The sequence below is a fragment of the Tateyamaria sp. syn59 genome, assembly GCF_007995245.1.
GTDB lineage: Bacteria > Pseudomonadota > Alphaproteobacteria > Rhodobacterales > Rhodobacteraceae > Tateyamaria.
Map to the genome: position 1 here is coordinate 112,583 of NZ_VCBA01000009.1, position 17,457 is coordinate 130,039.

Sequence of the window (17,457 nt, forward strand, 5' to 3'; positions counted from 1 at the left end):
TCAGGCGGGGTAGAGCGCGCGGTTGAGGGCCGTAACCGCCCCCGCCGTGCGAGGGCCGAAGCCGAGGAGGAACAGGCCGTCCATGCGGACCACGGACCGGTTCTGCGCAGCCGGTGTGGCTTGCAGGGCGGGGAGGCTGAACAGCTCTTCGTCGGTGGAGGCGTGGTCGCCGCTGCGGTCCATCATCAGGATGACGTCGGGAGCGGCGGCGCTGGCGGCTTCGTCGGACAGGGGCTTGTACCCTTCGAACTGCGAAATGGCGTTGGTGCCGCCCGCCATGCCGATGATCCCATCGGCCCCGGTGCCGGTGCCAGAGGCCATGATGCGGCCCCCTTGGGTCGACAGGATGAACATGACCCGCTTGGGGGTGCCGTTGGTTTCGCTTGCCCGCGCGAGGGCGGTGTCCAAGGCTGCTGCGGTTTGGTCGGCCAGCGCTTGGGCTGCGTCTGGGACGTCGAGCGCTTCGCCGACCGCAGTGATTTTGGCGGTTATGGCTTCGGCATCGTAGCCATCGGGCACCTCGACATAATCGACTGAGGCGGCGCGGAGGATGTCGATCACCTCGGGCGGGCCAGCGCCCTCGGCAGATATGATAAGGGAGGGGGCGAAGGACAAAACGCCCTCGGCCGACAGGCGGCGCATGTAGCCGACATCTGGCAGTGCCTGCGCCTCGGGCGGATAGGTTGAGGTGGCATCACGGGCGAGCAGGCGGTGTTGTTGTTCGAGCGCGTAGACGATCTCGGTCACGTCGCCGCCGATGGCGATGGTGTCTTGCGCTGCGGCCAGCGCACGGCTGGGCTGCGTTGCGGCGAGGGCCAGTGACAGGGCGATGAAATCGCGGCGGTCCATCAAGCGGCGACTCCGTCGAGGTCGGCCACGATGGCGCGGAAGGCGGGGCGGCTGTCGCGACCCTCTTTCGGGACGCCGAAGACCTGGAAGATGAGCGCGCCGCCTTTGTCGAACGCCTCGACCGAGGTGGCGGTGCCGCGCTGGGTGGGCTTGTCCACGGCCCAAACCTCGGCCACGTGATCGCGTCGCAGGTGCAGATTGAAGCGGGGGTCCATGACGTTCTGCCACGGTCCCATGGGTTTGAGCGTGTGCAGCGCGCCGGTGTGGATCTGGATGCAGCCGCGATTGCCGACGAAGAGCATCACCTCGGTTTCGGTGCGTTGCAGGTCTGTGAGCATCGTGTCAACCGCAGAGGGGTCGAGCGAACGGGCGAAGGGGGCACCGGCGGCGCGATAGGCGCCGAGGCGGTTCATCTTGAGCTTGGACACCAGCCTTAGGAACTGGTGGGTGTCGGTCATCCGCTGCCATTCTTTGCGCAGGATGTCGATCTTGTCCTCGGCGATTTTGGGTGCTTCGGGAGGCTGACGGTCGGCGAATGTGGCGTCTGGCGATTGGTCGTCGGTGGCCAGATTCTTCGTCAGGTCGGCGAAGGCGGTGTGGTTCGAGCCATCGCGCAGGATGATTTTGTGCACTGCATCGCCTGCCGCATCGAAGACCTGAAGGCTGCGCCGCGTGCCTGCGTCGCTTTCCCGCTCGACGAGGAAGGCATGCTGCCAGTGGCTTGGGAAAATGCGCAGGTCGATGTCTTCGGTCAGGATCATCGCGGCGTGGTGGCCGGGGTGGTAGTTGTCGTAGACGCCGATCTTTTCATGCACGCAGGAGGCGTTGCGGGTCAGCGCCATGACCTCGCCCAGTTGCTGGGCGGCGTCCATGACCACGTCGGGATGCGCGTCGATGCGGGTGACGCCGTGGCCGCAATAGGCGGCGACGAGCGCGCCTTCGCTGATGCCGTTTTGCTCGGCAAAGTCGCGGTCGCGGAGGTCGGGTTTGTCAGCGCGGCGGGCGCGGATGGTTTCGGCGGAAAGGGGATGTGCAGACACGCGGCCAGATCCTGATGCTAGACAAGGGCAAGGGATGGCTGGGCCGGGCTGGCTTGGCTATGTTCGGTGATTTCCGATAAAAATAGTCGAGTTTGAGGGCAAGGACAAGCGGCGATGCATTTGGCACCGCCGCTGGTCATCAGAACGTGATGTTGACCTTGACCGCTTGTGACCGGTCGCCTGCCAGTTCGAACGCCTCGACCGCTGAATCTACGCTGATGGCGTGGGTGATGAGCGGGGTCACGTCGAGCCGACCTGTGCGCATCATTTCCACGGCGGTGAAGAATTCCGCGTGGAAGCGGAACGAGCCTTTGAGCTGTAGTTCCTTGGCCGTCATCGCCTGCATGGGCAGGGTCATGTCCCCGCCCAAGCCCAGTTGCATAATGGTGGCGCCGGGGCGCAACGCCGGAACGGCAGAGGCAAGGGCAGAGGCGACGCCGGAGCATTCGAAAAGGACGTCGAAGTGGCCCTTGTCTGCTTCGAATTGGCTGAGACCGTCGGGGGTTTGGGCGACGTTGATCGTGTGGTCGGCGCCCACGTCGCGTGCCTTGGACAGTGTGAAGTCCGAGATGTCGGTGGCGGCGATATCGACTGCGCCTGCCGCGCGGGCGACGAGGACGGCGAGGAGACCGATGGGGCCACAGCCGGTGACCAGCACGCGCTTGCCTATCAGGTCGCCCGCTTGCTTGGCGGCATGCAGAACGACGGAGAGAGGTTCGGCCATGGCGGCCTCGCCCGCGCTCAGATCACCCGCAGGGGCGCATTGAGCGGCGTCGGCGACGATGTATTCGCGGAATGCGCCCTGAATGTGGGGGAAGGGCATGGCGGAGCCGTAGAACCGCATGTTGAGGCAGTGGTTCTGTTTGCCTTCGAGGCAGTATTTGCACTGACCGCAGGGGCGGGAAGGGGAAACGGCGACAAGCGCGCCCGTGTCGAGGCCAGTGACGCCATCGCCCACGGCTTCGATATGGCCCGCGACCTCGTGCCCGAGGATCATCGGTTCCTTCAGTTGGATCGGGCCGAAACCGCCGTGGTTGTAGTAGTGCAGGTCCGAGCCGCAGATGCCGCCCGCGGCCATCTTGACCAGCACCTGACCCGGGCCGGGCGTGGGCATGTCGCGGGTTTCGACCCTCAGGTCCTTGGCCGCGTGGGCAACGATGACTTTCATGGGGTGGCCTTTCACAGAACGGGAGTCAGCAGGGCGTCACCTGCGAAATGGGCGGTGAGGTTGTCGCGCAGAAGCTGGCCCATGGCCTTGCGCGTTTCGATTGTACCCGAGGCGTGGTGCGGCTGCACCAGCACATTGTCGAGGTCGAGAAAGCGCGGGTCGAGCGCGGGTTCTTTTTCGAAGACGTCGAGGGCTGCCGACCCCAGGGCGCCAGATTGCAAGGCGTCGATCAGCGCGTCTTCGTCGATGTTGGAGGCGCGGGAGATGTTAATGATCATGCCGTCGGGGCCGACCGCTTCGATGATGCCTTTGTTGACGATATGCCGTGTTTCTGCGGACGCCGCGAGTGTGACGAAGAGGAAGTCAGCGTGTTGTGCCAACGCGAGGGGGCTGTCGAGGAACGTCCAGTCGGGGGCGTAATCCTTGGCCGCGATGTCGGAATAGGCGATGTCCATGCCGAAGCCTGCGAGCCGCTTGCCCACTTCGAACCCGATGCGGCCGAGGCCGAGGATGCCCGCCTTGCGTCCGAAGACGCGGCGCTTGAGCGGGTAGAGCCCCTTGGCCGCCCATGAGCCGTCGCGCACCCAGCTTTCCGCTCCGACCATGCCGCGGGACTGGCAGAGCATCATGGCGACGCCGAGGTCGGCTACATCTTCGGTCAGCACGTCGGGCGTGTTGGTGACACGGATGTTGCGGGGTTTGCAGGCGTCGAGATCGACGGCATCGTAGCCCACGCCGTAGACCGAGATTAGTTCGAGCGATGGGCAGGCCGCGATCATGTCGGCGTCTGCGCCAAGTTCGCCGCGCGTGGCGATGGCGCGCACGTTGGGGCCGTGTTCAGCGAGGAAAGCGGGGGCGTCAGATGTTTCGAACAGGCGTTTGACGTCGAAGGCGGCATCAAGTGGATCCTGGTCCCATTCGGGGTAGGGGCCGACTTGGAGAACGATGGGTTTGGTCATTGCGATTCCTCGTTGACACGCGATGTTATCGGTATCATGTTATCGATAACAATTCGGCGGGCGTCAATCCCGTCCTCAAAATTCGGAGTGTCGCATGTCTGACCTTTTCTCGCTTTCGGGCCGCCGCGCCCTGATCACCGGATCGTCGCAAGGGATCGGCTTTGCATTGGCCAAGGGGCTGGCGGAAGCAGGTGCGGAGATCGTGCTGAACGGGCGCGATGAAGGCAAGCTGGCGACGGCGGCAGAGACGTTGGGTGGCAACGTGCACACGTTGGCCTTTGACGCAACGGACCATGATGCGGTGCGCGCTGCGGTGGATGGGTTCGAGGCGGACAAGGGTGCCATCGATATCTTGATCAACAATGCAGGCATGCAGCATCGGACGGAGTTGGAGAACTTCCCCGCCGATGCGTTTGAGCGGCTGTTGCAGACGAACATCGCGAGCGTGTTCCATGTTGGTCAGGCTGTGGCTCGGCACATGATCGGGCGCGGCGCTGGCAAGATCATCAACATCGCCTCCGTGCAGACGGCGCTGGCCCGTCCCGGCATCGCACCTTACACGGCGACCAAGGGGGCTGTTGCCAACTTGACCAAAGGCATGGCGACGGACTGGGCGAAGCATGGCTTGCAGTGCAATGCGATTGCACCGGGCTACTTTGATACGCCGCTGAACGCGGCGCTTGTCGCTGATTCTGAGTTTTCGGCTTGGCTGGAGAAACGCACCCCGGCGGGCCGCTGGGGCAAGGTCGAGGAGCTGGTGGGCGCCGCCGTCTTCCTGTCCTCGCCCGCGTCGAGCTTTGTCAACGGTCACACGCTGTTCGTGGACGGCGGCATCACGGCGTCGCTCTGATGCGGTGCTATGTGCTGATGGGTGTGTCGGGCTGCGGGAAGTCGTCCGTGGGGACGGCCTTGCAGGTGATGTGCGACATGGAGTTTGTGGATGGTGATGACCTGCATCCGCAGGAGAACATCGACAAGATGGCGCAGGGTGTGCCGCTGGATGACGAGGACCGCGCGCCGTGGTTGGCCGATGTGGGGCGAATGCTGGCGCGGCATGAGGGTGCCATCGCCATTGGCTGCTCGGCCCTGAAGAAGAAGTATCGCGACTGGATCCGCGAACATGTGGATGAGCCGGTGCATTTCATCCATCTGGACGCCCCTCGTGATGTGCTGGCGCAGCGGGTTGCGCACAGGCCCGGGCATTTCATGCCTGCGTCGTTGCTGGACAGCCAGTTCGAGACGCTGGAGCGGCTGGGCGATGACGAATGGGGTGGAGAGATCGACATTGCGCGCCCCTTTGAACAGGTGATCGCGCAGTCGGAAGATTACGTACGGGGGACGATGATATGAGCGAGAAGATTGCCCTGATAGGGGCAGGGGCGATGGGCGGCGCCATTGGCGAGCGGCTGTTGGCGACCGGGAACTCTCTGAACGTTTTTGATCTGGACAAGGCGCGGGTGGACGCGCTGGTCGAGAAGGGGGCTGTTGCGGCGGCCTCTGCCGCCGAGGCGTCGAAGGACGTGGATTTTGTTATCACCAGCTTGAACGCCTCGCGCATCGTCGGGCTGGCTGCCTTTGGCAAGGACGGGATTGCGGATGGGGCAAAGCCCGGGACGTTGATCATCGACATGTCGTCGATTGAACCAGATGCGACGCGGAAATTTGCAAAGATGGCGTCCGAGCGTGAGTTGGCCTGGGTCGACAGTCCGTTGTCCGGCGGGGCTCCCAAGGCGCTGATCGGCGAGTTGACCCTGATGGCAGGCGGTGAGTCCAAGGATGTGGAGCGCGCCCATGTGGCGCTGAAGCATGTGGCGTCGAACTACACGCATATGGGGCCGTCGGGTGCAGGTCAGACCACCAAGATGATCAATCAAGTGCTCTGCGGTTTGGGCTTTATGGCTGTGGCAGAGGCCACGCAGCTTGCGCTGGATGCCGGCGTGGATGCGGAGAAGATACCGCAGGCGCTGAAAGGGGGCCGGGCGGATTCGGCTCTGTTGCAGGAATATCTGCCCCGGTTCGCGACCAAGGATTACCGCCGCACGGGCCGCATCGACAACATGGTCAAGGATTTGAACATGGTGAACGATCTGGCGCGGCAGACGGGCACGTCGATGCCCATGACCGCGCTGTGCGCCGAAATTCACCGGATGCTGACCGCTGCTGGACTGGGCGGGGAAGATCAAGCCGCCCTGATGGAGTTTTTCCAAGGCGCGAAAGAGGAGATAGAGACATGATCACACGCTTTGCCCTGTTCGAAGGGTCGGTGAAGCCCGGCCAGACGGACGCCTTTCGCGCTGCAGTGCTGGAACGGTTGGTGCCGTTGTGGAAGCAGTTTCCCGGCAATACCGATGTGCGCGTGATGTTTAGCGATGATCGGGACGAGGGCGCGCCGGAATTTCCGTTGATCCTCGCCATCACATACCCTGATGCGGCGGCGATGGAGGGGGCGTTGGACAGCCCCTTCCGCGCGCAATCGCGAGATGTCACGGGCGAGATCGTGGCCGAGTATTTCGACGGGCGCATTCACCACCACGTCACGCAGTTGAACGAGTTCAAGGCGTAAGCCATGGGCGCGCGTGTCACCATGCGGGACGTGGCGCAGGCGGTGGGCATGTCGCCCATGACCGTCAGCCGCGCCCTGCGCGATGACCGCACGGTCAACGACAAGACGCGCGCGCGTGTGCGGCAGGTGGCGGACGATCTGGGCTATGTCTATGACAGCACGGCGCAGGCGTTTCGGACGCAAAAGAGCGGCTTTGTCGCCGTCACCCTGCCGTCGGTGAACAACGCGAACTTTGCCGAGACCTTTCGTGCTTTGACCAATGGGTTGGGCGAGGCTGGGCTGCAGCTGCTTTTGGGCAGCACGAATTATCGGGTCGAGCGGGAAGAGGAGTTGGTGCGCCAGCTTTTGACCCGCAACCCCGAAGCGCTGGTCCTGACCGGCGGGCATCACACGGAAGAAACCCGCAAGCTGGTGCAGGCCCGTGATTTGCCAGTGATCGAAATGTGGGATCTGCCTGAGGATCCGCTGGGTCACGTGGTCGGCTTTTCCAACAGCGACGCGATGGCGCATATTGTGGAGCATTTGGTGGCGACCGGGCGGCGCAAGCTGGCCTTTGTCGGGGCGTCCGAGGGGGCAGATATGCGTGGCGCAGTGCGCCGGGCCGGGGCGGTTGCGGCGGCGCGCGCCTATGGTTTGCCGGAGGTTGAGATGATTGATGCCGGGCCCGCGCCCGTGTCGATGCGCCATGGCGCGGCGGTGATCGAGGCCATGGGACGCGATGTGGCAGCCTTTGACGCGCTGGTCTGCGTATCGGATCCGGTCGCCTTTGGCTGTTTGAGTTCCGTGCAGCGCATGGGGCTGCGCGTGCCGGAGGATCTGGCGATCACAGGCTTTGGTCACTTTGAGGTGGCGAAAGTATCAAACCCGAGGATCACGACCGTGAATGTGCAGGCCGAAGATATCGGGCGGCAGGTTGTGGATCTGCTGCAGGGTATTTTCGACGGTGAGATCGATGCGCCGGTGCGGTTTGATGTGGGGTCTGCGCTGGTGGTGGGCGAGACGACCTAGCTAGGCAGATATCACTTCCAGCAACTCGATGCGATTTCCAAATGGATCATCGACGTAGATGCGTGTGATGTCGGGCAGGTCTATTTCGCGGCGATATGCTACGCCCGTCGTGACCAAAATCTGGATCGTCTGATCCAACGATTTCACTCTGAAACCCGGGTGCGCCTTTTTCGCTGGCACGAATGGGTCTTCGACGCCCAGATGCAGGCGAACGCCGTTGCTCTCAAACCAAACACCGCCTCTTTTGCGAAGGGCATCAGGCTTTTCAACCTCGGACAACTGTAAAACACCTACATAAAAAGCGCGCGCTTCATTTTCGCGGCCCTTCGGCATGGCGAGTTGGATGTGATGGATGTCTTCGATCATAGGGCAAGCTCAAGACAGTAGGGCTAGATTACAGCGCTGGCCACCGTCGCCGCGTATCAAAACGCCCGTAGTCTATTCGGGTATGAGCAGCGTTCAGAACACGAAGCGCAGAACAAGAAAAATGATCAAGGCAAAAAGTGGTAGGAACACGAAACGCGACGGGCCAATTGTCCACCACGGACCGCTCCGCCATCCTTCACCAGATTTGGGCCACAACTGCATTGCACACTCCACAACCTGTCGCAGCCATTGCGTCCTTGCATTCGCGGTTCAACCTTTTTCGGTGTCTGTGCGCGAAATGGCGGCGCGGCGCTTGTTTCGTGGAATGGCACCGCAGAAAACTGGCTGAAACGCGCCTAAGTCCCACTGTTCCGCACAGTCGAGCCCGGGATCAACCGGAACCCGATGTCGGTACATGTCGGCACAGGCTCGTCCGTGAGCCGCCCCATCATCATCTCGGCGGCCCTTTGCCCCAGCTTTAGGTGCGACACGTGGCAGGAGGTCAGCCGTCGGTTCATTACGGATGCGATGGGTAGATCGCCCCAACCGGCGACGCCGATATCGTCCGGCACGCTAAGCCTCTTGGACATGCAGTATTGCAGACCGCCGAAGGCCATCGCGTCGTTCTGGTAGAAAATGCACTCGATATCCCGAGCGGAGGCCAGCAACTGTTCGGTGCCGTAAAAACCGGGATAGTAGGTCGCGGTGTCGTGCAGACAGAGCTGTTTGACAACGGCGCCGCCTGCGCCCTCGACTGCCTTGCAGAACCCGTTCAGGCGTTCGGTCGCGGCGTTGGCCGTGTCGTGGGAAGTGCCCACATAACCGATGTTCTGATAGCCCAGCGAGGTCAGGTAGCGCCCCATATCAAAGCCACTGTCGAAATGGTTGATGCCGACACTCATGTCGAGCGGGGCGGCGTTCAGATCCCAGATCTCGACCACCGGAATCCCGGCATTGCGCAGCATGTCAGTGGCGCGGGGAGAGTGGTAACGACCGGTCAAAATCAGGCCCGCGGGCTGCCATGACAAGACGGTCCTGATCCAGTTCTCTTCCTCTTCCAACGTGTGCTGGGTGAGGCCCAATACCGACTGGTATCCAAAGGTGCCGAGCTTGCGGTCGATGCCTTCGAGCACCTGGGCGAACACCTCGTTTCCGAGGTCGGGGATCGACACACCGATGAAGGTCGAGCTTTGATCGCCCGCAAAAACTGTCGCCAAACGATTCGGCAAGTAGCCGAGGATGTCGACCTGCTCCATCACCTTCAGCCGGGTGTTTTCGGAATATCCACCCTCACCCCGCAAAACGCGGCTGGCCGTCATCTTTGACACGCCTGCGGCGCGGGCCACCTGAGACAGGCTTACCTTATTGTTTTTATTCGTTTTATCCACGCTCATAGCCATTTTACGTTACGGGTAACTTAATCCTTGACACTTCCCGAGCTCTGCCCTGATGCTAGCGGAACGTTACGGGTAACTCAACGGGGAGGTTGGGGCCGCGTAACCCCGGAGGAGCGACCATGCCAGACCTGCAGACAGGTTTGTTTTTCGACAGCATCGACAAGCATTTTGGCGGCACCTATGCGCTGAAGGATGTCTCGTTGAGCGTCGGTCGCGGCGAGATCGTGGCCCTGCTGGGCGAGAATGGCGCAGGCAAGTCGACCCTGATCAAGGTGCTGGGCGGCATCCATACGCCGGACGCTGGTCAGGTGCTGATCGACGGCGTGTCGTATCAGCACAAACCGGCAGGGTTTGGTGAGCGCCAGAAGGTGGCCTTCATTCACCAGGACCTTGGCCTGATTGAGTGGATGACAGTGGCCGAGAACATCGGCCTGGCCCTGGGCTTTTCGAAAAAGAACGGGCTGATCCGGTGGAAGGATGTGGAGCGCTTCGCGGTTGACGCGTTGCGTAAGGTGGATGCCGAATTCGACCCCACAACGCGGGTCGAGGATCTGACCCGGACCGAGAAGTCGCTGGTTGCCATTGCACGTGCACTGGCCGTGGACAGTGAATTCCTGGTGCTGGACGAGCCCACCGCGTCGCTGCCCGCGGATGAGGTCGAGCGGCTGTTCGATGCCATTCGCCCGCTGCGGGAGAAGGGCGTTGGCATGATCTATGTCAGCCACCGGTTGGATGAGATTTTCCAGATTGCAGACCGCGTGGCAGTCCTGCGCGATGGCGCCATGGTCGGCGTGCGCAGCATCGACCACACGACGCCCGAGGAATTGGTGCAGAAGATCGTGGGCCGCAAGACGCGCGAGACGGTCAAGGCCACGGATCAGATTGGCGAGGCAGTGCTGTCGCTGCGCAACTTCGATGTGCCGGGTATGCAGTCGCTGGATTTCGATCTGCAAAAGAACGAGGTGCTGGGCCTGGTCGGTTTGCGCGGGGCAGGGCACGAGGCGATTTCGCGCGCTTTGTTTGGCCTGGTGCCCTTCGAAGGGCAGGTGACGCTGGACGGGGAAACGCCCGATCTATCGTCGCCCCAGAAGGCGCTGCATTCGGGTGTGGGATTGGTGGCCAAGGATCGGACTGAGGAGTCCGTGGCGATGAGCCTGTCGATCCGCGAAAACACGTTTCTCAACCCCGATGGCATTGGCCGCAAGTTGCTGAACATGTTGTCACCCAAGGTCGAGGCCGAACAGGCCGCCATCATTGGGGCGGAGTTGGGCCTGTCGCCCAACGACCCAACGCTCGCTATTGAGGCGTTGTCGGGCGGCAACCAGCAGAAAGTCGTCATAGGCCGCTGGCTCGCCACCAAACGCAAGCTGTTGATCTGCGAAGACCCGACGGCAGGGGTGGATGTGGGCGCGAAGTCCGAGATCTATGCCCTGCTGAACCGCGCCTTGGGCGATGGCGTCGCGATCCTGATCATGTCCACGGATTTCGAAGAGATCGCCACGATCTGCCACCGGGCCATCGTCTTTAGCCAAGGCGCAATTGTAGACGAGTTGAGCGGCACGCGGCTGACCACCGAAAACCTGATCCAGTCGGCATCCGCCGGAAATATTTCGACAGAAGGGAGCGGGGCAAATGCAGTCGCTTGAATCCAGCGCGCTTGAACCCACCAAAGCGGACCTAAAGGGGCTGTCTATGGGCAAGCGGTTGATGCGGTTTTTGCCGGTTTACGGTCTGGTGATCCTGACAGTTTTCCTGATCGGGCTGTTTTCGGTCCTGTTGCCCAACACCTTCCCGACGATGCTGAACCTGCGGTCCATCATCTCGGACAAGGCGATCATTGCGCTGTTGTCGCTTGGGGCTATGATCCCGATGGCGGCCGGACGGATCGACCTGACGGTTGGCTACGGTATAGTGTTGTGGCACATTTTGGCGATCAGCTTGCAGACGATGCTGGGGCTGCCGTGGCCGATGGCAGTTGCGATTGTGCTACTCTTGGGTGCTGTGACCGGTTTCCTGAACGGGCTGCTGGTTGAGGTTGCCAAGATCGACAGCTTTATTGCGACGCTGGGCACTGGTACGGTCCTGTATGCTCTGGCGCTCTGGCACACGGGTGGTCGGCAGATGGTCGGACTGCTGCCGGACGGGTTCTATGCGCTGAACACGACGTTCGTCTTTGGTCTGCCGATCACAGCCTACTACCTGATCGTCATCACCGTCGTGATGTGGATTGTCCTCGAATACACGCCGATTGGTCGGTATCTCTACGCCATTGGTGCGAACCAGCGGGCGGCGCAGCTCAACGGCATTCCCACGCGGAAATACGTGATCGGCGCCTTTGTTGCGTCGGGCACCATGACGGCTTTGGCCGGTGTCCTGTTGGCTGCAAAGCTGCGGATCGGGCAGGCTTCTGTGGGCCTTGAGTTCCTACTGCCTGCGCTTGTGGGGGCGTTCCTTGGTTCCACAACGATCAAGCCTGGGCGGGTGAATGTGTGGGGCACCGTGGTCGGTGTCGTCATCCTTGCCGTGGGCATTTCAGGCATTCAACAATTCGGTGGCTCCTTCTGGGTCGAGCCGCTGTTCAACGGAGTAACCCTGCTGGTTGCCATCGGCATCGCAGGCTACGCGCAGCGCAAAAAAGGTGCAGACAAGCGCTGACGCACAAGTGCAGTCCAAAAAGTGGGAACCGGTTTTTGGATCAAACTGCGCGACATGATCGAATTGCAAAGGGAGGAAACTATGCAAAAACGTACATTCATCGCGGGGCTTCTGGCGACGACCATGATGACAGCCGTACCCGCTCTGGCAGAGTGGGACGGGCCGACAACCGGACCAACAGCGGCTGACGGCAAGTCAATCGTGGTGGTCGCAGGCGACCTGAAAAACGGCGGCATCCTGGGTGTGACCACTGGGGTCGAGGAAGCGGCGGCCAAGATCGGTTGGGACGTGCGCGTGCTGGACGGTGCGGGCTCCATCCAGGGCCGTACGGCGGCGATTGGTCAGGCGCTGGCGCTGAAGGCCGATGGCATCATTATCAACGGCTTTGACGCCGTGGAACAGCAGGCCGCGCTTGAAGGTGTCGTGAATGCAGGCGTACCCATGGTCGCCTGGCACTCCGGCCCTGTGATCGGCTGCGACGCTCCCGGCGGTATCTTTGCCAACGTGTCGACCGACGCGATGACTGTGTCGGAAGTAGCTGCCGAGTGGGCCATCGACGATGCGAAGGCGCAAGGCGAAGAGATCGGCGTCGTGATCTTTACCGACAGCACATACCAAATCGCCATCGATAAGGCTGACCGGCTGCAGGAAACAGTCGAGGCCGCTGGTGGCAAAGTGTTGGAATATGTGGATACGCCGATTGCGGACACATCGACCCGCATGGGGCCGCTGACCACATCGCTGCTGCAGAAGTACGGTGACAGCTGGACCCACGCGCTGGCGATCAACGACCTGTATTTTGACTTCATGGGTCCGTCGCTTGCCGCGGCTGGTCTTTCCCCTGATGCCGGTCCGTTGGCGGGCTCCGCCGGTGACGGCTCCGAGGCCGCGTTCCAGCGTATCCGCTCGAATGGCTATCAGGCCATCACGGTGGCCGAACCGCTGAACCTGCAAGGCTGGCAACTGGTGGACGAGCTGAACCGCGCCATCCAGGGCGAGGCGTGCTCGGGCTACATCACATCCCCCGCGCTGGTGACGCCCGAAGGGCTCGCCAAACTGGGCGACAGCAATGCCTTTGACCCCGACATCCCCTACCGCGAGGCCTATGCCGAGATCTGGGGAAAATAGAGGTCCCTCCCCGCGGGGTCCCGGTGTGAGTAACGGGACCCCGCATCCAATCAGAACAGCTTGGGTAAATGCATCGCCCGGCCCATCCGTGCAACCGGAGGAAAAACAATGGCTGATACGCCACTCGTGCAGATGCGCGGGATAACCAAACGCTTCGGCGGGGTGACGGCCCTGCAAGATGTCAATCTGAGCGCCTATGCTGGGGAAGTGCTGGCCATCGTCGGCGACAATGGTGCGGGCAAATCGACCCTGATCAAGGTGCTGACGGGCGTGTACCAACCGACCGAAGGTGACATCTATATCGACGGTGAAAAGGTCGAGTTTTCAAACCACGCCGACGCGGCGCGGGCGGGGATCGACGCGGTGTACCAGACGCTTGCACTGGCCGATCACCTTGATCCGGCTGCCAACATGTTTCTGGGCAATGAACTGACCAAGACGGTGTTCGGGATCACCGTGCTCGACAACAAAAAGATGCGGTCGGAAACCGAACGGGTTCTGATGGAGCGTCTGGGCGTGCGACTGAAGTCGCTGGATGCACCGACCGACAGCCTCTCGGGCGGCCAACGCCAGGCCGTCGCCATTGCGCGCGCGGTCTACCACGAAGGGTTGCGTGTGCTGGTCATGGACGAACCCACCGCCGCGCTGGGTCCGCAGGAAACGGCGCGCACCCTGAAACTTATCAAAACGCTCAAGGCGCAAGGCCTCGCCGTGATCCTGATCAGTCACTCTTTGGATGACGTCTTCGAGGTTGCAGACCGCGTCCATGTCCAGCGTCGTGGGCAATGCGTGGGCGTCGCCCTGACAGCAGAAAGCTCGACCCAAGAGGTGCTGGGCATGATCGTTGGTGCCAAGGAGGACGCAGCATGAACGCCGCAGTTGACCCCAATTACAAGCCACCCTTAAGCGAACGTCTTGAGCCTTACATGGCCGTCATTGCGCCGATGGCGATGATTGCCGCGATCTTTTTGTTCATGGCGATTGCGTCGCCCGACCGGTTCTACCGGATCAGCAACCTTGAACTGATCCTGCAGGACGCGGCCCTCTATATGCCAATGGCAATGGCGATGACGTTTGTCATCACGCAGCGCGGTATCGACCTGTCAGTTGGGTCCGTTGCTGTGCTGTCGGCGATCATCATGGCGTTTTTGGTCAAGCAATTCGGGTTTTCGATCTATGTTGGCATCCCGATTGCGCTGACCATCGGTGCGCTTTTGGGCCTGATCAACGGGCTGGTGATCACGCGGTTTAACGTGCCCGACCTGATCGGTACGCTAGCGATGGACCTCGTTTACAAGGGCCTCGCACTGCTGCTGGCCAAAGGTCTGGTGCTGGCACGCTTCCCCGATGTGCTGACAGAAATGGGCCGGGGTCAAACACCCTTCTTCATTCCGACACCCGCCGTCATAGGGATGCTGACTATGGTCGCAGGCTACTACATCCTGCAGCGCACGCACTTTGGCCGCTACACAGTCGCCATTGGCTCCAGCCCGGAGTCGGCGGAACTGACCGGTATCGGGGTGAAACGGCACAAGGTCTATGCCTACGTGTTGTGTGGCGCTTGTGCGGCCCTCGCAGGCCTGATGTTGACCGGTAAGCAGAACGCCATTCAAGCGACGATGGCGCCCTTCTTCAACCTGCACGTCATTGCGGCAGTGGTTGTGGGTGGCACGTCACTCTTTGGCGGCCGTGCTTCGATCATCGGGTCGTTCTCGGGCGTGCTGCTGCTGGCCATGATGCTGAATGCACTGGTCACGCTGCGGATCGAGTTTTTCTGGCAGCCGGTGGCGTCGGGCTTTGTGATCATCAGTTCGGTCGCACTCTACGCCTGGATCCAGAAGAAAGACCGCGATGGGGCAGGGGGCTGGTTCGCAGACCTCAAGACCGCCGAGGGTCAGAAATTGGTGCGGTTTGCCGCACTGCTGATTGGTGTCCTGATTGCCCTGTTGGCAATCGGCGGCATCTTTGCCGGAGACGTCGCGCCAAGCGGATAACCGGCCAATGCGGGGTGGCCAGGCCGAGGGTGCAGCCCCGACCTGGCCGACGATCCCGCTCTCATTGCAAAGGGAGGAACCGAAATGAGATTTTTAGCAACCACAGCCCTTGTGGCAACTGCAATGACCGGCATGGCCATGGCCGATGGCCATAGCACCCTGCCGCTGAAGGAACTGCCCGACATCGCAGACCGCGACTACTGGGTGCCGGACGAGGTGAACGCCGAAGGCAAGCTGGAAGCCATGCAAGCCGTTGTTGGCGCTGAAGCTGTGAAGTTCAGCGGCACTCAGGATGCGCCGCTGCAGATCGCGCTGATCTATCCGTCATCGGACACGTCGGACTTCTGGGCCCGCAACTATCTGGCGATGACAAAGCGTCTGGACGAGTTGGGCGTGCAGTACGAAACGACCGAGTTCGCCTCGCGTCAGATCGAACACTCCCTGCAAACAACCTATGCCAACCAGGTCGTGCTGGACAAAGACATCTATGATTACGTGATCTTTGGCCCCTCCGAACTGGCGATCCAGGCCGACAACATCTCGAAACTGGCGGCGGAAACGGATGACCTGACCACCTATGTCTGGGCGTTCCACACCCCGCTGAAAGAGCTTGAGCATCAGCCGGCAGCGTGGTTCGATTTCTCGTCTGCCGCCGGTGCGCTGACCATGTGCGACTACATGATCGAACGGCTGGGCGAAGGCGTGACTATGGCGATGAACCGGGGCATTCCGGGCATCACCGACAACCAACGTTCGGGCGATTTCAAGAACTGCGTGGAGACCAAAGCGGGCTGGACCACCGTCTATGAACACTATGGTGAGTATCAGCGCGAGGGTGGCTTTGCCGGCACGTCACTGATCCTGCAATCCTACCCTGAGGCCACGATCATCCATAACGCCAACACTGCGATGGCGATGGGCTCGGTCGAGGCACAGGTGTCCGTCGGCAAAGAGAAAGAGATCTTCTCGACCGGTTGGGGCGGCACGGGTCTTGAGCTGGATGCCATCCGCCGTGGTGAACTTGACGCCACACCGATGCGTATGGGCGATGATGTGGGTGCTGCCACGGCCGAGGCAATCAAGGCCGACTTGGAAGGGCGCGCGGACGAGTTGCCTTTTGTCTTTCTTGGCCGGATCACGGTGGCCCATGACCAGATGAGTGCCGAAGAAATCGACGCGCTCGAACAGGAAGCGTTCCGCTTCTCCGGTGTTGGCGCGCTGGACCGCTAACCTAGCAGAACATGAAAAAACGCGCCTCCGCCCGATCATGGGCGGGGGCGCATGTCTGTGTAATCCTCAGATCTGGGTCCGCACGTCGCGAATTGCCTTGTCAATCTTACCGAGGAACCCCCACCCGGTGAAAATGCTCAGAAGAGTGAACAGAATGGTCTGTATGTCCGGGTTCTGTTCCAACTGCTGCACAAAGACGGGGTCGATCACACCGCCACCTTCGGGAAAGACAGCCGGAACCACGGATGTCAGGATCAACCCGACGATACCGATTACCGACTTCTTTCCGTTCAACAGTTTGCCGATGGTCTCTCCCAGGGCCGCATTCACCGGTGTGAGTGGTGGCCTTTGGGTGTCTGGCGCCTCTGGTTCGAGCCCATCGAGTTTCTTTTCCAGCACTGCTTTCAGCAGGCTTTCCGTCACATCATCATCGTCAGATTGCGCAACCTTTTTCCGGATGATGCGGTTCAACAGCAGTTTTGCAGCAGCACTTTTCCCGCCCGTGGACACCGCTGCGATCACCGACAAAAGGTCATCTGCATCGAGATCCAGGCCCAAAGGTGTGTTGGATACTTTCATGACAGTCGTCGGGCGCTTGCCCGCCCCCTTTGGCAATGTCGTCAAAAACTCCCGCAGTTTCGCGATCCGGTTCATCCAACCGTTTCCGAAGGTATCGAAATTATGCCGGGTTTTCAGGTACGCTTCGTAGAGGTCGACATAGGTCTCGGACATCGCCTCTGCGTCGGTCTCGCGCGCGGCGGCGATGGTGTTGCGCCCGATGATCCCATCCACCTTGAGCGGGCCGCCGTTGACGGTCATGCCCATTTCATTGAATGCCTCTTGCAGCGTTTTGATCGCCTTGTCCGTCCCGGACAAAACGGCCGTGTTGTAGACGACCATGGCCGTCCGATCCGGCATCTCCGGGCAGCGGCATCTTGAATAGTAGTTTGTCCGCAAAATCTGGTCCGCCTCTTCACGGCTCAAGGCGCGAACCTCGTCCTCTGTCACTGGCCTGCCGCGCCACGCCTCAAGCGTTTCGCGCGTGATGCCGAAATTTGTGGCCCCGCCGGTATCGTCGGGATGATTTGAAAAACCACCCT

General features: G+C 61.4%; 18 protein-coding genes. 11 read left to right on the forward strand and 7 right to left on the reverse strand.

Annotated elements, in window-relative coordinates; genetic code table 11:
• From FD715_RS17045 to FD715_RS17060, 4 genes are all read right to left on the reverse strand, one after another.
• On the reverse strand, window positions 1-849 hold the full coding sequence (locus tag FD715_RS17045) for a hemin ABC transporter substrate-binding protein (RefSeq protein WP_147112625.1): 849 nt from the start codon (window positions 847-849) through the stop codon (window positions 1-3).
• Window positions 849-1,889 (reverse strand): hemin-degrading factor, encoded by a 1,041-nt coding sequence (locus FD715_RS17050; protein ID WP_147112556.1) that lies wholly within the window; start codon window positions 1,887-1,889, stop codon window positions 849-851. The genes FD715_RS17045 and FD715_RS17050 overlap by 1 nt, the downstream gene beginning before the upstream one ends.
• Before the next feature lie 139 nt (window positions 1,890-2,028).
• Window positions 2,029-3,057 (reverse strand): L-idonate 5-dehydrogenase, encoded by a 1,029-nt coding sequence (locus FD715_RS17055; RefSeq protein WP_147112558.1) that lies wholly within the window; start codon window positions 3,055-3,057, stop codon window positions 2,029-2,031.
• Window positions 3,058-3,068: 11 nt separating this feature from the next.
• A complete protein-coding gene (locus FD715_RS17060) occupies window positions 3,069-4,016 on the reverse strand; it encodes a 2-hydroxyacid dehydrogenase (RefSeq protein ID WP_147112561.1) in 948 nt (315 codons plus the stop codon).
• 94 nt (window positions 4,017-4,110) lie between these two features.
• Here FD715_RS17060 and FD715_RS17065 point away from each other — a divergent pair, with 94 nt between their 5' ends.
• The 5 genes from FD715_RS17065 to FD715_RS17085 are packed head-to-tail and all read left to right on the forward strand — an operon-like array spanning window position 4,111 to window position 7,587.
• Window positions 4,111-4,866, forward strand: coding sequence for an SDR family oxidoreductase (locus tag FD715_RS17065; protein ID WP_147112564.1), 756 nt, complete (start codon window positions 4,111-4,113; stop codon window positions 4,864-4,866).
• Entirely contained in the window at window positions 4,866-5,366 is a 501-nt protein-coding gene (locus FD715_RS17070; protein ID WP_039689885.1) for a gluconokinase, read from the forward strand. The genes FD715_RS17065 and FD715_RS17070 overlap by 1 nt, the downstream gene beginning before the upstream one ends.
• Complete coding sequence (locus FD715_RS17075) at window positions 5,363-6,250, forward strand: NAD(P)-dependent oxidoreductase (protein ID WP_147112569.1); 888 nt, start codon at window positions 5,363-5,365, stop codon at window positions 6,248-6,250. Before FD715_RS17070 ends, FD715_RS17075 begins: the two co-directional genes overlap by 4 nt.
• Window positions 6,247-6,579, forward strand: a complete 333-nt coding sequence (locus tag FD715_RS17080; RefSeq protein ID WP_147112573.1) for an antibiotic biosynthesis monooxygenase — start codon at window positions 6,247-6,249, stop codon at window positions 6,577-6,579. The genes FD715_RS17075 and FD715_RS17080 overlap by 4 nt, the downstream gene beginning before the upstream one ends.
• A 3-nt stretch (window positions 6,580-6,582) precedes the next feature.
• The gene (locus FD715_RS17085; RefSeq protein ID WP_147112576.1) at window positions 6,583-7,587 is read left to right on the forward strand and encodes a LacI family DNA-binding transcriptional regulator; all 1,005 of its coding nucleotides are present in this window, start codon (window positions 6,583-6,585) and stop codon (window positions 7,585-7,587) included.
• Here the strand turns inward: FD715_RS17085 and FD715_RS17090 are convergent, their stop codons facing one another.
• On the reverse strand, window positions 7,588-7,953 hold the full coding sequence (locus FD715_RS17090; RefSeq protein ID WP_147112579.1) for a VOC family protein: 366 nt from the start codon (window positions 7,951-7,953) through the stop codon (window positions 7,588-7,590). It lies immediately after the preceding gene.
• A gap of 356 nt (window positions 7,954-8,309) precedes the next feature.
• The gene (locus FD715_RS17095) at window positions 8,310-9,353 is read right to left on the reverse strand and encodes a LacI family DNA-binding transcriptional regulator (protein WP_147112582.1); all 1,044 of its coding nucleotides are present in this window, start codon (window positions 9,351-9,353) and stop codon (window positions 8,310-8,312) included.
• A gap of 116 nt (window positions 9,354-9,469) precedes the next feature.
• Between FD715_RS17095 and FD715_RS17100 the strand changes: the two genes are divergently transcribed.
• The 6 genes from FD715_RS17100 (at window position 9,470) to FD715_RS17125 (ending at window position 16,357) form a co-directional block, all read left to right on the forward strand.
• Window positions 9,470-10,996: a sugar ABC transporter ATP-binding protein gene (locus tag FD715_RS17100; protein ID WP_147112587.1), complete on the forward strand. Its 1,527-nt coding sequence runs from the start codon at window positions 9,470-9,472 to the stop codon at window positions 10,994-10,996.
• Window positions 10,983-12,005, forward strand: coding sequence for an ABC transporter permease (locus tag FD715_RS17105; RefSeq protein WP_147112589.1), 1,023 nt, complete (start codon window positions 10,983-10,985; stop codon window positions 12,003-12,005). Before FD715_RS17100 ends, FD715_RS17105 begins: the two co-directional genes overlap by 14 nt.
• An 81-nt stretch (window positions 12,006-12,086) precedes the next feature.
• The gene (locus tag FD715_RS17110) at window positions 12,087-13,133 is read left to right on the forward strand and encodes a substrate-binding domain-containing protein (protein ID WP_147112592.1); all 1,047 of its coding nucleotides are present in this window, start codon (window positions 12,087-12,089) and stop codon (window positions 13,131-13,133) included.
• 108 nt (window positions 13,134-13,241) lie between these two features.
• Window positions 13,242-14,003: an ATP-binding cassette domain-containing protein gene (locus tag FD715_RS17115; protein WP_189799527.1), complete on the forward strand. Its 762-nt coding sequence runs from the start codon at window positions 13,242-13,244 to the stop codon at window positions 14,001-14,003.
• Window positions 14,000-15,127, forward strand: a complete 1,128-nt coding sequence (locus FD715_RS17120; RefSeq protein ID WP_147112596.1) for an ABC transporter permease — start codon at window positions 14,000-14,002, stop codon at window positions 15,125-15,127. Before FD715_RS17115 ends, FD715_RS17120 begins: the two co-directional genes overlap by 4 nt.
• 84 nt (window positions 15,128-15,211) lie before the next feature.
• Window positions 15,212-16,357 (forward strand): substrate-binding domain-containing protein, encoded by a 1,146-nt coding sequence (locus tag FD715_RS17125; RefSeq protein ID WP_189799528.1) that lies wholly within the window; start codon window positions 15,212-15,214, stop codon window positions 16,355-16,357.
• A 66-nt stretch (window positions 16,358-16,423) separates the two neighbouring features.
• On the opposite strand, the gene FD715_RS17130 is transcribed toward FD715_RS17125, so the two are convergent.
• A partial coding sequence (locus FD715_RS17130) for a glycoside hydrolase family 108 protein (RefSeq protein WP_150007939.1) occupies window positions 16,424-17,457 on the reverse strand: 1,034 nt, incomplete at its 5' end.

Excerpts from the sequence above, each read along its gene's own strand:
- FD715_RS17045 (WP_147112625.1), bottom strand. The coding sequence starts at position 849 with ATGGACCGCCGCGATTTCATCGCCCTGTCACTGGCCCTCGCCGCAACG.
- FD715_RS17055 (WP_147112558.1), bottom strand. The coding sequence starts at position 3,057 with ATGAAAGTCATCGTTGCCCACGCGGCCAAGGACCTGAGGGTCGAAACC.
- FD715_RS17060 (WP_147112561.1), bottom strand. The coding sequence starts at position 4,016 with ATGACCAAACCCATCGTTCTCCAAGTCGGCCCCTACCCCGAATGGGAC.
- FD715_RS17065 (WP_147112564.1), top strand. The coding sequence starts at position 4,111 with ATGTCTGACCTTTTCTCGCTTTCGGGCCGCCGCGCCCTGATCACCGGA.
- FD715_RS17070 (WP_039689885.1), top strand. The coding sequence starts at position 4,866 with ATGCGGTGCTATGTGCTGATGGGTGTGTCGGGCTGCGGGAAGTCGTCC.
- FD715_RS17075 (WP_147112569.1), top strand. The coding sequence starts at position 5,363 with ATGAGCGAGAAGATTGCCCTGATAGGGGCAGGGGCGATGGGCGGCGCC.
- FD715_RS17080 (WP_147112573.1), top strand. The coding sequence starts at position 6,247 with ATGATCACACGCTTTGCCCTGTTCGAAGGGTCGGTGAAGCCCGGCCAG.
- FD715_RS17085 (WP_147112576.1), top strand. The coding sequence starts at position 6,583 with ATGGGCGCGCGTGTCACCATGCGGGACGTGGCGCAGGCGGTGGGCATG.
- FD715_RS17090 (WP_147112579.1), bottom strand. The coding sequence starts at position 7,953 with ATGATCGAAGACATCCATCACATCCAACTCGCCATGCCGAAGGGCCGC.
- FD715_RS17095 (WP_147112582.1), bottom strand. The coding sequence starts at position 9,353 with ATGGCTATGAGCGTGGATAAAACGAATAAAAACAATAAGGTAAGCCTG.
- FD715_RS17100 (WP_147112587.1), top strand. The coding sequence starts at position 9,470 with ATGCCAGACCTGCAGACAGGTTTGTTTTTCGACAGCATCGACAAGCAT.
- FD715_RS17105 (WP_147112589.1), top strand. The coding sequence starts at position 10,983 with ATGCAGTCGCTTGAATCCAGCGCGCTTGAACCCACCAAAGCGGACCTA.
- FD715_RS17110 (WP_147112592.1), top strand. The coding sequence starts at position 12,087 with ATGCAAAAACGTACATTCATCGCGGGGCTTCTGGCGACGACCATGATG.
- FD715_RS17115 (WP_189799527.1), top strand. The coding sequence starts at position 13,242 with ATGGCTGATACGCCACTCGTGCAGATGCGCGGGATAACCAAACGCTTC.
- FD715_RS17120 (WP_147112596.1), top strand. The coding sequence starts at position 14,000 with ATGAACGCCGCAGTTGACCCCAATTACAAGCCACCCTTAAGCGAACGT.
- FD715_RS17125 (WP_189799528.1), top strand. The coding sequence starts at position 15,212 with ATGAGATTTTTAGCAACCACAGCCCTTGTGGCAACTGCAATGACCGGC.